We start from the raw sequence: 13,894 nt of genomic DNA on the forward strand, positions 1-13,894 counted from the left end.
ACAATAATCAAATAAAGTAAATACAAAATGGCCAATTATTTTAATACGCTATCATTAAGGGATAAATTAACGCAACTTGGAAAATGCCGCTTCATGGATTCGTCTGAGTTTGCAGATGGCGTAAATGCTTTAAAAGGCAAAAAAATTGTAATCGTAGGTTGTGGTGCTCAGGGTTTGAACCAAGGGTTGAACATGAGGGATTCTGGTTTAGATATCTCTTACACACTTCGTGATGCTGCAATAAAAGAAAAAAGACAATCTTTTGTAAATGCATCTGAAAACGGATTTACAGTTGGTACTTATCAAGAATTAATACCTTCTGCTGATGTTGTAATAAACCTTACTCCAGATAAACAACATACTGCTGTTGTTAGTTCGGTAATGCCATTAATGAAAAAAGGTGCTACACTTTCTTATTCTCACGGTTTTAATATTGTTGAAGAAGGTATGCAAATACGTGAAGATATCACGGTTATTATGGTTGCTCCAAAATGTCCGGGATCAGAAGTACGTGAAGAATATAAAAGAGGTTTTGGTGTACCAACATTAATTGCGGTTCACCCAGATAATGACCCTCAGGGTAAAGGATTAGAGCAGGCTAAAGCATATGCTGTTGGTACTGGTGGCGATAGAGCAGGTGTATTAATGTCTTCTTTTGTAGCTGAAGTAAAATCAGATTTAATGGGCGAGCAAACTATACTTTGTGGTTTGTTACAAACAGGATCTATTCTTTGTTTTGACAAAATGATCGAAAAAGGAATTGATGCCGGTTATGCTTCTAAGTTAATCCAATACGGATGGGAAACTATAACTGAAGGAATGAAGTATGGTGGTATTACACACATGATGGATCGTCTTACAAATCCTGCAAAAGTTAAAGCTTTTGAGCTTTCAGAAGAATTAAAAGATATTATGCGTCCGTTGTTCCAAAAGCATATGGATGATATTATGACTGGTCATTTCTCAAAAACTATGATGGAAGATTGGGCAAATGATGATAAGAACTTATTAACGTGGAGAGCTGCAACTGGTGAAACTGCTTTTGAGAAAACAGCTGCAGGTAGTCAAGAGATTACTGAGCAAGAGTTTTATGATAACGGTGTGTTAATGGTAGCTATGGTAAGAGCTGGTGTAGAATTGGCTTTTGAGGCAATGACAGAATCTGGTATTATTGCTGAGTCTGCATACTATGAGTCTTTACACGAAACTCCGTTAATTGCAAATACCATCGCTCGCAAGAAATTATTTGAAATGAACCGTGTTATTTCTGATACAGCTGAATATGGTTGCTATCTTTTTGATCATGCATGTAAACCTTTATTGACTGACTTCATGAAGGGAATAGATACTGATGTAATTGGTACTAATTTCTCTGGCGATATTGATAATGACGTTGATAATGCACAGTTAATTGCTATAAATAAGGCATTACGTACGCATCCGGTAGAAATAGTTGGTACTCGTTTACGTGAGTCAATGACGGCAATGAAGCCTATCGTATAAAGTTATAATCCTTTATAGCTATACCGATTGTCCGGTTGAGTACATTCTAAAAATTATCATTCTTCATTGGGTTGTAGTTTTAAAAGAAATGTTCTCAAGCGGACAATTTAGGTTTTATGCGAGTTATAAGTTTTTTAATAACAGAATGCAAATAATATGAAAGGGATAAAGCCGACATATTTTCCAAAATTAGATGATGTCTTACAAGCTGCACAAACCATTTCTGAAATTTCAGAAGTAACTCCGCTAACAGATAGTATTCGTTTGTCAAAACAATACAACTGTCAAGTTCGTTTAAAGCGTGAAGATTTACAGCGAGTACGTTCTTATAAAATTAGAGGTGCCTTTAATAAAATAAGCTCCTTAACCGAAGAAGAACGGGCAAAAGGTGTCATTTGTGCAAGTGCAGGTAATCATGCCCAGGGTGTCGCATTTGCTTGCTTCCATTTAAAAATTAAGGGTACTATTTATATGCCTTCGGTTACACCAAAACAAAAAGTAGAACAAACGAAACTGTTTGGTGGTGAATGGGTTGAAATAGTTTTGGAAGGCGATACTTTTGATGATGCCTCAATGGCAGCTAGAACTTATGGTGATAAATACGGAATAATATTTGTGCATCCGTTCGATGACCCTAAAATTATAGAGGGTCAGGCTACTGTTGGTCTTGAGTTGATTTCGCAATCAAAAACACCTATAGATTATCTTTTCGTTTGCATTGGTGGTGGTGGTCTAGCATCTGGACTTATTAGTGTTTTTAGTGAGCTTTCGCCGAGTACTAAAATTATTGGGGTAGAACCAAAAGGTGCGCCGTCTATGAAAACATCAATAGATACGGGAGAAGTAGTTTCGCTTGATCATATAGATAAGTTTATTGATGGTGCAGCGGTCAAAAAAGTAGGTAACTTAACCTATGCTATCTGTAACTATTATTTAGATAACATGATTACGGTAGATGAAGGCAAAGCATGCCAAACTATTCTAGATCTCTATAATAGGGATGCTATTGTGGTTGAACCTGCTGGAGCTTTATCTATTGCAGCTTTAGATGATTATAAAGAAGAAATTGCTGGTAAAAATGTAGTGTGTATTATTGGTGGTAGTAATAATGATATCACTAGAACGGCTGAAATTAAGGAAAGAGCATTACTATATGGAAAACTAAAGCATTATTTTATCATTAGATTCCCTCAAAGACCAGGTGCGTTAAAAGAGTTTGTGGTTGACATTCTTGGACCAACGGATGACATTACCCATTTCGAGTATTCAAAGAAATCTACTAGAGAAAATGCGCCGGCAGTGGTAGGTATAGAATTAAAGAATCCAGACGACTTGCAGCCATTGATAGAACGTATGAAATCTAACAATTTCTATGGAGAATATATAAATGATAAACCGGACTTGTTTGAGTATTTGGTTTAAACTACTTTTAATACAACAGATTCAATTTCTAGTATTTTTTAGAAATCAATCTATAATTCAATTATCAATCATAGTACAAAATAGAAAATGAAATGAGCGATATTAAGATTCCAGAAGAATTTCAAATTACATCAATTATAGACCAAAAACATTATTTGGTCAACGGAGAATTAAAGGAGTGGAAGGGTGAGACTACAGAAGTATATTCTACCATATCTTCAACAAAAGAATACAAATCAACATTACTGGGTAGTATTCCAGATTTGCAGGAGGCAGAAGCGTTAGATGCCTTAGATGGTGCCTTAAAAGCATATGATAAAGGGCAAGGAGTGTGGCCAACAATGCATGTTAAAGACCGTATTGAATGTATGGAGGTTTTTGTTGCAAAAATGAAAACTAAAAGAGAGGAAGTAGTTAAATTGTTAATGTGGGAAATTGGTAAATCCTTACCAGACTCTCAGAAAGAATTTGACCGTACCGTTGAATATATTGAAGATACTATTGAAGACTATAAGCAATTAGATCGTGATGCTGCAAAGTTTACGAAACATGATGGTGTGTATGCGCATATTAAAAGAGGACCTTTAGGTGTTGTATTATGTTTAGGACCTTACAACTATCCGTTAAATGAAACTTTTGCTTTGTTGATTCCTGCAATTATTATGGGGAACACCACCATCTTTAAACCTGCAAAGCATGGTGTTTTATTGATTACTCCACTTTTAGAAGCTTTTCAAACAAGTTTTCCAAAAGGTGTGGTAAATGTGTTATTTGGTCGCGGTAGAACTGTTGCTGCACCAATTATGCAAACGGGTAAAGTAGATGTACTGGCTTTAATAGGTAATAGTAAATCTGCTAATGCGCTACAGGATCAACACCCAAAGAGCAATAGATTACGTTTAGTACTAGGTCTAGAGGCTAAGAACCCTGCAATTATTTTACCAGATGCCGATTTAGATTTAACCATAAATGAATGTCTGGCAGGTACCTTGTCTTTTAACGGTCAACGTTGTACTGCATTGAAAGTGGTGTATGTTCATGAAGAAATCAGTGCGGAGTTCAATAAGAATTTTGCCAGTAAAGTAGATGAGTTGAAATTTGGAAATCCTTGGGAAGACGGAGTAAAATTAACTCCATTACCAGAACCTGATAAGGCTGCCTATATTCAAGGTTTAATTGATGATGCGCTTTCAAAAGGTGCAAAAATCATCAACAAAAAAGGAGGTAAGCATTTTGATAATTATATATGGCCTGCAGTTCTTTACCCAGTTACTAAAGACATGCGTGTGTATCAAGAAGAGCAATTTGGACCTATTATCCCTATAGTACCATTCTCTGATATTGAAGAACCTTTAGATGATATGGCAGAAAGTAATTACGGTCAACAAGTAAGCCTATTCGGTAAAGATGTTTATGCACTTTCTCCATTAATAGATACCTTGGTAAACTTGGTTTGTCGTGTAAATTTAAATAGTTCTTGCCAAAGAGGACCAGATGTATACCCGTTTACGGGAAGAAAAGATTCTGCACAAGCAACCTTAAGTGTTCATGATGCATTACGTTCGTTCTCTATTAGAACTTTTGTAGCATTTAAAGACAATGAGTTAAATACTGAAATTATTCAGAATTTATTGGAAGCCAAACTTTCTAATTTTGTGAGTACTGATTATATATTATAAAGGTCTTTAACTTAGACTATAAAAAACCTCTCCTATTAATTAGGGGAGGTTTCTTTTTTACAATTAGCACTGATCTCGCTAGCTCTTTCTAAACCGGAATATGGGTAGTAGGGTATTGTTTGTTCTTCTTCATTGAATAATACAATGGCACGTTCAACATCTTCACAATAGGGTGCTATAGATTTACCGAAGAATTTAGCTGCGCCCATATCCCATTCAGTCTTGCCTAATAGTACTCTTGGATTGCTTGGTGCAATTGCTAGTGCCTTTTGATAGATAGCTACATTTTCTCCAGACAAAGTCATACCGTATTTTGCACCATCAAAAGCAATGTAGGCTGTGTTCAATAGCGCATATGTAATCATTATTTCAGGATTGTTTTCTGATATTTCCGAGGCGTTATCTAAAAATTCTTTCGCCCTTGTCAGCTTTGTATTTAATAACGCTTCGTCTTTTAAACCAAAACTGCTTACTATTTCTATTAATCCGGCATAATAGGGTGGTAGCCAATTATCGGTTTCTGCAGATGCTATTCTTTCAAATAGTTGCACAGCCTCCGTGTTTTTTTGTTGCTCCCATAAAGCAAAAGCTTCATTCATACCTTTTTCATATGGTGTTTGTGCACTTAGGCTTAGCGTAAAAATAAATGTGGCAATTAATAGTACTGTTTTCATGATGTAAAGTTTTTAGTTATTTATTGATGTTCAAATATCTTTTTATTCCGTTGCTTTTTATAAAATAGATGACCCAGTTGTAGGTTATTGGTGTTGAATTGTAATTTTTAAAGATTATCTAATTGGTTGTCATTTTTATTGTCACTTATTGTCCAGAAGAAACCTATGAAAAAGAAACGATCTGCAGCGGGGGTAATGGTTCTTCTGTCAAATAAACCATCTGTATTGGTTTGATTGGCATACTGATAACCGTTTACATTTTTAGTTCCTAATACATTACTTACCGATACGTATAATATTTTCTGCGGACTAATTAAGTACGCGTAATTTGCATTTAAAGAATTGAAACTTTTTGCTTCCTCCGTTAAGAATCCTCCTAAATTTGGGTCTGTGTATTTTCTTCCAGATGAATAATTATAGCTAAAGCCCAATTGACTTTTCCAATCTTCAATCCAACGTTTTACTACTAAAGATGCGTTGTGTTTTGATGCGAAATCAGGAGTAGCATTTGTTGGGTAATTCTGGTAATCTCTTTCAGTATCTAGATAGGAGTATGACATCCAATACTCAGTATTTTTAATGGACTTATTATCTCTCCAGAATATATCCAATCCTTTTGCATAACCACTTCCACTATTGTTGTAAGTTGAAGTCGGCAGTGCGAAGGGTGTGTCGTATTTTACTAAATCACCATACTCTTTGTAATATGCTTCTGCTCTAAATATTTGTTTGTTTTTTACATATTGATAATTGGCTATGTAATGGGTTGTATTCTCAGCAGTAAAATCAGAATTGTATTTTAAGTAATCGTTCTTCGGATTTTGAAAGAATTCACCATATGCCAAAGAGAATTGAGAATTTGCACCGGATTTATAGGCTAGTGATAATCTTGGTGAAAGATTGAATTCTTGTAATAGTTCAGAATATTCTCCTCTTAATCCAATCTTAGTAGCAAGTTTTTTCGAAAAGAAAATATCTGTTTCTACAAAGCTGCTGAATATATTATTATCAAATTCATAATCGTCTTCAAAATTAGAATCTTCGAAGTTCTCTGTGAAGTTTGTTGCGAAATATTCTGTCCCAAAGTTCAATTTGTAGCGACTAGAAAAGAACTTTTTGAAAGCGATTTTTAGATGTGCCGAGTTTTCAATATCTGTGATGTCAGAATTATTATATTTTATTTCAGAGCGGTCATTGGCGAAACTAATACCTGTTGCAATGCTCCAGTCTTTTTCTAAGAAATCTTGGTAAGAGGAGTTGATGTACAGATTTCTATTTTTAAGTCCGAAACGTATACCATCAGCTACATTAATATCTTCTTGTGTTAGATCAAAGTCTACCGAACTGTATGCTCCATAAACTTTTAAAAGTCCGTCGTTATTGAATTTATATCTATAAACCGCTTCACCACCTACAGATTCTACAGGTTTATGCCATTCATTATTATCAGGATACAGTTTTTGATAAGGAGTTAAATTGATATAGGACGTATTTAAGCTAAGTGAACTTTTCTTCCATTTTTGGGTATTTCCAAGTCCCAGGCCAACGGTCATAATAGAAATTTCAGTTTTCTCTTCTTGTGGTTCGTTTATACTATTTAAAAGTAAAACACTTGATAAGGCTTGTCCGTATTCAGCTGAATATCCTCCGGTAGAAAATGTAATTCCTTTAAATAGAAATGGAGATAGCCTACCTCTTGTGGGTATGTTGTTTGCAGAAGGGGAGTAGGGTGTAAATACACGCATACCGTCTACAAAAATTTGTGTTTCTTCTGCGCCACCACCTCTAACGAATAACCTTCCGTCTTCGGCAACATTTGATGTTCCTGGTAATGTTTGCAAAGCGCCAACAAAATCCCCTAAAGCTCCTGCTGTGGTTACAATATCTAAAGGTTTTAATGCGGTAACCTTGGCGTTGTCGCCAGCATTGAACGTTCCGGCATTTACGGTTACGGCATCTAGGGTATTCACATCATCTTTGAGTTTTATGGTTATGGTATTGAGCTTCGTGACATCATCTGCTTTAGAATAAGTCTCAAATGAAATGGAAGACGCAATTAATGTTTGTAAGCCGGTTGCGGTTGTTTCAAATGTAAATGTGCCATCTTCACTGGTAGCAGTACCGTCATAAGTACCTTTTAGATAAACACTTGCTCCCATAATTGGCAAGCCTTGTTGATCAATAATTTTGCCCGAAATGGTTGATTGTGAGAATGCATTGGAACATAAAACTGTAAGTAATAAGAATAATAGCGTCTTCATTGTTGATTATATTTTGATTGATATCACAAATATGAATCGTAATTGAAGTTTTGAATAAATTGATTTTCTCAGTTGTAGAATTTCTATACTGAAATGTAAAAACTGAATATATGTTGCCAATTCACACGGTTAATTATTAACATAAATATGGTAATTCATGCGTGTTTTAACCGGGATATTGGTTTTAACTTTGTCTTTTTAAAATTGATCGAGAACCTATAGTATATATGTTAAACTTAAAATTTATAAGTTATGGATGCTATAAAATCAAATAAGAAAGCATTATTTGCTTTAGCCATCGGAGGTTTTGGAATAGGACTTACCGAATTTGTTATTATGGGAATTTTGACAGAAGTTTCTGGGTCATTAGGAATAACAATTCCGCAGGCAGGTCACTTTATTGCAGCTTATGCATTGGGCGTTGTAGTAGGTGCACCATTATTAACAGGCTTAGGTTCTAAGCTTACGCCTAAGAAAATGCTGTTCTTATTAATGATATGGTTTACAGTATTTAATACCTTGTCCGGACTTGCTACAGGTTATACCAGTTTGTTGTTTATGAGATTTTTATCTGGTATTCCGCACGGTGCTTTTTTTGGTATCGGTGCTGTAGTAGCTACAAAATTGGCTAAAAAAGGCAAAGGTGCGCAAGCTATTTCAATTATGTTTTCCGGTCTTACGGTAGCCAATGTTATTGGTGTGCCAATAGGAACATATTTAGGGCAGCAGTTCAGCTGGAGTGTTTCTTTCTACCTAGTAGGCTTTGTTGGTTTATTGGCTTTAGGAAGCATTTACCTATGGATGCCAAAAATTGAAGTAGACGAAACCGAAGAGAAAGTAAGTGTTTCTAAAGGATTAAAGAATACTGAACTTTGGGCATTAATTGCACTGACCACTATAGGTACAGGCGGATTCTTTGCTTGGTACAGTTACGTAGCCCCTTTAATTACAGATGTCGCTGGTTTGCCAAACCATTTTGTTGGTTACGCTATGATGTTGGCTGGCTTAGGTATGGTAGTTGGTAATTTTTTAGGTGCGAAGATGGCAGAGTTATTCTCACCCTTGAAAGCGGTAATCATTAGCTTGTCGGTTATGTGCGGTATTTTATTGTTGAATATGGTTATTGCAACTAACCCATATTTATTAATGGTATTGACTTTTGTTATTGGAGCAATTTCATTTACTGTAGCCACACCTATTCAAATGGCAATTATTAAAACATCAAAAGGATCAGAAATGCTGGGTTCTTCAATGAACCAAAGTGCGTTTAACATGGGTAATGCTTCTGGGGCTTATTTAGCTGGCTTGCCAATAGCATTTGGGTATGGAATTGTTTACTCTAGTTTAGTAGGCGCTATTTTAGCTTTTTCCGGTGTTGCAATCGCTGTAGCTATTTTGATAGCTAGAAAGAGAAAAGAAATTAAATATAGAAAAATGGCGATGAGCTGTTAGTCTTTATTTTTATAAATTTTAAAAAAGGAACTTCAAAATGGGGTTCCTTTTTTTTGTCTAAATATTCAGCCGCATGCTTATTTTCAATTTATTTTCTTGCCTTGTAATCAGTTGGTTTGATTGTTAAATTTTTCATTTTATGTAGTTCATCGGTAATTTTATCCATTTTATCACGTTGTTAGAGTACCAAAACTTACAATGCTGTGTCACGTACCAAACTATTTCTGGGAGCCATAATTATTGTTCTTTTACTTTTTGTTCTTACGGCTTCTTCATTTAAGCCAGAGCATTCTAAAGCTATCATTGCAGATCCTAATCCTGTTAAAACTCTTGCGGAGAAAAGGGAGATTAAACTCTATAACATACGTCAAAAAGCATTGAACGATGCCTTGACCGATTATTTCAACAAAGCTATTTCAGCTGGAGATATCGTAGGAGCAGGTGTAAGTATAGTAAACGGTGATTCCGTTATCTTATCCGATGGATATGGTAAGCGAAGTTCTAATGGTAGTGAAACGGTAGACGAGGAAACCTTATTTAGATTAGGTTCTATCTCAAAAGGCTTTACCGGTGTTTTAGCAGCTAATTTAGAAAGCGAAGGTAAATTACACCTAAATGATAAAGTGGCAGATTATTTACCAAATTTCCATTTTGGTAATCAACAGAATACTCAAAAAATAGAAGTAGCACATTTACTTTCTCACACTACAGGAACTCCATACCACAGTTATACAGATTTAGTGGAGGCGGGTTACACCATGTCTTCGATTAGCGAAAAATTCGATAAAATAAATCCGATAGCCGAACCCGGTTCTCAATATAGCTATCAAAATGCCATGTTTTCTGTTTCACAAGAAGTGATGTTGAAAGCAACAGGAAAAGATATTCAAATGCTTTTAGAAGAAAAATTCTTTAGACCCTTGGGTATGACTTCTGTGTCTATGGATCATAAGACATTAATGCAAAATGAAAATATTGCGCTACCACATATTAGAAGAGGTCATCGATTGAGAACAGTTTTGCCAAGAGATAACTACTATAATGCTATTGCTGCCGGTGGTATCAATGCAAATTCTGAAGATATGGCTAAGTGGATGCGTTTCTTATTAGGTCATAATCCTGATATAATGTCTAGAGACAATATGGCTCAGGTATTTAAACCTTTTGTAGAATTAAATGGTCATAGAAAATATTATCAAAAATGGCCAGGACATGTGAGTTCAGGTTATGGATTTGGTTGGAGAATACACACTGTAAAAGAGAATGAGAATGCGCCTGTGGAAACTATTTGGCATCATGGTGGTAGTGTTAACAACTACAGAAATGAAATTGCGCTTTTTCCAGATTCGGATTTAGGTATTTGTGTACTAATCAACGGACCATCGAAATTGGTTAAAACCGTAATTCCTGATTTACGTGCGATTGTTAAAAGTATTTATGAACAAGAAATTGCAATAGCTACAAGTATTTAAGTAAACCGTAGCTATCAGATATAAAAAATCCCTTTAATCTTTGATTAAAGGGATTTTTATTTATAGTATATTTCTTAAATGTTGCTAGCTAACCAATCGCCAACTTCACTTGTTTTATAACTTTTGCCACCATCGGCAAGATCTTCGGTTACGTAACCTTCTGCTAATGATTTGTTGACTACGCGTCTAATTTCTTCAGCTTCTTCTGTCATATTCATATCTTCAAAAAGCATAGCTGCAGAAAGTACGGTAGCTAACGGGTTAGCGATGTCTTTACCAGCTGCTTGTGGATACGAACCATGAATAGGTTCGTATAAAGATACTTTACTACCTACAGATGATGAAGGCATAAGTCCCATAGAACCTGCAATTACAGATGCCTCATCAGTTAAAATATCACCGAACAAGTTTGCTGTAATGATTACATCATATCCTTTTGGCCATTGAATTAAGCGCATTGCAACCGCATCAATGAATTCATAAGTAACTTCCACCTCTGGATAATCTTTTTCCATAGCCTGTACAGTCTCTCTCCAAAGTCTTGATGATTCCAATACGTTGGCTTTATCAACACAACATAATTTTTTAGAACGCTTCATAGCGAAATCAAAACCTTTTTTAGCTAATCTTTCGATTTCAAAACGTTGGTAGGTCATAGTATCAAAGGCGGTATTACTGTCATCTTTTCTTCCTCGTTCACCAAAGTAGATGCCACCAGTTAATTCTCTTAAGATTATTAAATCAGTACCTTCAATACGTTCTCTTTTTAAAGGAGATTTATCGATTAGAGAAGGAAAAGTAAAGGTTGGTCTAACATTGGCAAACAAACCTAATTTCTGTCTCATCTTCAATAACCCTTGCTCTGGACGAACTTTTGCAGAAGGGTCATTATCAAAACGTGGGTGGCCTATAGCGCCAAAAAGAACTGCATCCGCATTTGCACATATTTCATGTGTCTCATCTGGGTAAGGCTCACCAACGGCATCAATGGCCGCTGCACCTGTAAGAGCAGGTTTCCAAGTAATATGGTGCTCATACTTTTTTGCAATGGCATCACATACTTTTACTGCTTGATCAATAACTTCAGGACCGATACCATCACCGGCCAATAAGGCAATATCTAATTTCATTTGATGTGTTTGTATGTTGCTAAGACCTACTTATAAAAAGTAGTAAAGCAATCTGTTTAAATTATATTCAACATTTTTTCGGTAGCTTTAATCGCACTAACCGTTTGGTCAGAATCTAAACCTCTTGACGTAAATTCTTTTCCATCCAATTCCCAAGTGATAACTGTTTCGCACAATGCATCGGAAGTACTACCTGGTGGTATTCTAACAGCATAATCAGTTAATTTTGGGAGTATTTTCTTCTTTGCAATGTATACTTTTTTTAAAGCATTCATAAAAGCATCATACTGTCCGTCTCCTTGTGCATGTGCTTCATATATTTTACCATCTACTTCTACAGATAGGGTAGTGGAAGGCATTAAGCCTTTAGCATGTGTTAATACGTAAGATTTTACAAAAACTCTTTGTTTGTAATCTGCAGTATCCAAAACATCAGAAATAATAAAAGGAAGGTCATCTTTAGTAACACGTTCTTTTTTATCTCCTAATTCAATAATACGTGCAGTAACTTTTTTTAATTCCTCATTGTTTAAGGTTAAACCAAGTTCTTGCAGGTTTTTTTGAATGTTGGCTTTACCAGACATTTTACCTAATGCATATTTTCTTTTTCTGCCAAAACGTTCTGGCATTAGATCACTGAAATATAAATTGTTTTTGCTGTCGCCATCGGCATGTATACCGGCAGTTTGGGTAAACACATTATCACCAACAATAGGCTTGTTTGCCGGTATGGTAAAGCCTGTAAAGGCAGATACCAACTTACTTACTTTATATAACGAGGTTTCGTTTACACTAATTTCTACTTCTGGCAAAAAATCATTGATAACCGCTACAGCACTTGCCATAGGTGCGTTACCAGCTCTTTCGCCCATACCGTTTACGGTAAGGTGTAAACCATGGCAGCCAGCTTTTACAGCTTCCATAATATTAGCAACACCCAAATCATAATCATTATGACCGTGGAAATCGAAATGTAAACTAGGATACTTTTGTACTATTTCAGATAAATACGCATATGTTTCGGTGTGCGTTAAAATACCTAATGTATCTGGCAGTAATATTCTTTTTACATTTTGAGTGGATAGAAAATCTAGAAACTCAAAAACATATTCTTTTGAATTTCGCATTCCGTTACTCCAATCCTCCAAATAGATATTATTGATAATACCTCTTTCTGTGGCTTGTTTAAAAATTTCGGCGATTTCAGAAAAATGTTGCTCGGGAGTTTTCTTTAATTGATACTTTAAATGGTTCATGGAACCTTTGGTCAGTAAATTTTGAGAAATCGCTCCAGATTTCTGCATCCAATCTAATGAAATACCTCCATCTACAAAAGTTAGTACTTCTACACGTTCTAAATAACCTTTTTCACCAGCCCATTCGGTAATCTTCTGAACAGCTTCAAGCTCTCCATCAGAAACGCGAGCAGATGCAATTTCAATTCGGTCTACTTTCAGTTCTTCTAAAAGTAGTTTTGCCAAGGTCAGTTTTTCTGATGCAGAAAAGGATACGCCTGAAGTTTGTTCACCATCCCTTAGGGTGGTATCCATTATTTCTAACTTTCTTTTTTTCATGTGTTCTAAATGCCATTTTTCGATTTGAAAAATGGCATTGGGTTAGTTAACGTAAATGCTTTGTATTGTTTTGATATATGAGTTTATAGCGGAGTACTCTCTGCGAATGTTTCAATATCTTTTTTGATGTTCAATAAATAATCGATATCATCAAAACCGTTAAGCATGTTGTTTTTCTTGTAGCCGTTAATATCAAAAGACTCACTTTCGCCTGTTGATAGTAAAGTGATATTTTGCTCTTTTAGATTAACCTCTAACTCTGTAGTTGGGTCTGCTTCTGTAGCATCAAAGATTTTCTGTAAAAATTCGGCACTTACCTGTACAGGTAATACACCGATGTTAAGACAGTTACCTCTAAAGATATCTGCGAAGAAACTTGAAACTACACATCTAAATCCGTAATCATAAACTGCCCAAGCAGCATGCTCACGAGATGATCCCGAACCAAAGTTTTTACCACCTACTAATATTTTACCACTGAACTTATCTTGGTTCAAAACAAAATCTTCTTTTAAGGTATTGTCTTGGTTGTAACGCCAATCTCTAAAAAGGTTGTCGCCAAAACCAACACGCTCTGTTGCCTTTAAAAATCGTGCAGGTATAATTTGATCTGTATCTACGTTTTCTATAGGTAAAGGAACCGCAGTTGAAGTTAATATGTCGAATTTATCGTATGCCATTTTTTATAGCTTTTTGCTCATGGGTGTTAGCCAATAGCTTGTATTAT

At 35.5% G+C, this 13,894-nt stretch carries 10 protein-coding genes; 5 read left to right on the plus strand and 5 right to left on the minus strand.

From position 1 onward, the window contains the following. Positions 1-27: 27 nt before the first annotated feature. The 3 genes from ilvC (at position 28) to Q0871_RS16365 (ending at position 4,604) form a co-directional block, all read left to right on the plus strand. A complete protein-coding gene (gene ilvC, locus Q0871_RS16355) occupies positions 28-1,503 on the plus strand; it encodes a ketol-acid reductoisomerase (RefSeq protein ID WP_299325548.1) in 1,476 nt (491 codons plus the stop codon). A gap of 156 nt (positions 1,504-1,659) precedes the next feature. Next, positions 1,660-2,925 (plus strand): threonine ammonia-lyase, encoded by a 1,266-nt coding sequence (ilvA, locus tag Q0871_RS16360; RefSeq protein ID WP_299325550.1) that lies wholly within the window; start codon positions 1,660-1,662, stop codon positions 2,923-2,925. 92 nt (positions 2,926-3,017) lie between these two features. Further along, entirely contained in the window at positions 3,018-4,604 is a 1,587-nt protein-coding gene (locus Q0871_RS16365) for an NADP-dependent glyceraldehyde-3-phosphate dehydrogenase (RefSeq protein WP_299325552.1), read from the plus strand. Between the two features lie 35 nt (positions 4,605-4,639). Here Q0871_RS16365 and Q0871_RS16370 read toward each other — a convergent pair whose 3' ends face one another. After that, a complete protein-coding gene (locus tag Q0871_RS16370) occupies positions 4,640-5,278 on the minus strand; it encodes a hypothetical protein (RefSeq protein ID WP_299325554.1) in 639 nt (212 codons plus the stop codon). Positions 5,279-5,385: 107 nt separating this feature from the next. After that, positions 5,386-7,539, minus strand: coding sequence for a TonB-dependent receptor (locus tag Q0871_RS16375; RefSeq protein WP_299325556.1), 2,154 nt, complete (start codon positions 7,537-7,539; stop codon positions 5,386-5,388). A gap of 252 nt (positions 7,540-7,791) precedes the next feature. Between Q0871_RS16375 and Q0871_RS16380 the strand changes: the two genes are divergently transcribed. Then, entirely contained in the window at positions 7,792-8,991 is a 1,200-nt protein-coding gene (locus Q0871_RS16380) for an MFS transporter (protein ID WP_299325558.1), read from the plus strand. A 203-nt stretch (positions 8,992-9,194) separates the two neighbouring features. Next, the gene (locus Q0871_RS16385; protein ID WP_299325560.1) at positions 9,195-10,463 is read left to right on the plus strand and encodes a serine hydrolase; all 1,269 of its coding nucleotides are present in this window, start codon (positions 9,195-9,197) and stop codon (positions 10,461-10,463) included. A gap of 74 nt (positions 10,464-10,537) precedes the next feature. Here the strand turns inward: Q0871_RS16385 and leuB are convergent, their stop codons facing one another. The 3 genes from leuB to leuD all read right to left on the minus strand — a co-directional run bounded on the left by leuB (position 10,538) and on the right by leuD (position 13,847). Further along, a complete protein-coding gene (gene leuB / locus Q0871_RS16390) occupies positions 10,538-11,593 on the minus strand; it encodes a 3-isopropylmalate dehydrogenase (RefSeq protein ID WP_299325562.1) in 1,056 nt (351 codons plus the stop codon). Between the two features lie 56 nt (positions 11,594-11,649). Continuing rightward, the gene (locus Q0871_RS16395) at positions 11,650-13,167 is read right to left on the minus strand and encodes an alpha-isopropylmalate synthase regulatory domain-containing protein (protein WP_299325564.1); all 1,518 of its coding nucleotides are present in this window, start codon (positions 13,165-13,167) and stop codon (positions 11,650-11,652) included. A gap of 83 nt (positions 13,168-13,250) precedes the next feature. Next, complete coding sequence (leuD, locus tag Q0871_RS16400) at positions 13,251-13,847, minus strand: 3-isopropylmalate dehydratase small subunit (RefSeq protein ID WP_299325566.1); 597 nt, start codon at positions 13,845-13,847, stop codon at positions 13,251-13,253. Positions 13,848-13,894 lie beyond the last annotated feature (47 nt).

Source organism: uncultured Maribacter sp. (assembly GCF_947500985.1).
Classification (GTDB): domain Bacteria; phylum Bacteroidota; class Bacteroidia; order Flavobacteriales; family Flavobacteriaceae; genus Maribacter.

Coding starts and splice junctions, on each gene's coding strand:
- Q0871_RS16380 (WP_299325558.1), top strand. CDS start 7,792: ATGGATGCTATAAAATCAAATAAGAAAGCATTATTTGCTTTAGCCATC.
- Q0871_RS16395 (WP_299325564.1), bottom strand. CDS start 13,167: ATGAAAAAAAGAAAGTTAGAAATAATGGATACCACCCTAAGGGATGGT.
- Q0871_RS16375 (WP_299325556.1), bottom strand. CDS start 7,539: ATGAAGACGCTATTATTCTTATTACTTACAGTTTTATGTTCCAATGCA.
- Q0871_RS16370 (WP_299325554.1), bottom strand. CDS start 5,278: ATGAAAACAGTACTATTAATTGCCACATTTATTTTTACGCTAAGCCTA.
- ilvC (WP_299325548.1), top strand. CDS start 28: ATGGCCAATTATTTTAATACGCTATCATTAAGGGATAAATTAACGCAA.
- ilvA (WP_299325550.1), top strand. CDS start 1,660: ATGAAAGGGATAAAGCCGACATATTTTCCAAAATTAGATGATGTCTTA.
- leuD (WP_299325566.1), bottom strand. CDS start 13,847: ATGGCATACGATAAATTCGACATATTAACTTCAACTGCGGTTCCTTTA.
- leuB (WP_299325562.1), bottom strand. CDS start 11,593: ATGAAATTAGATATTGCCTTATTGGCCGGTGATGGTATCGGTCCTGAA.
- Q0871_RS16365 (WP_299325552.1), top strand. CDS start 3,018: ATGAGCGATATTAAGATTCCAGAAGAATTTCAAATTACATCAATTATA.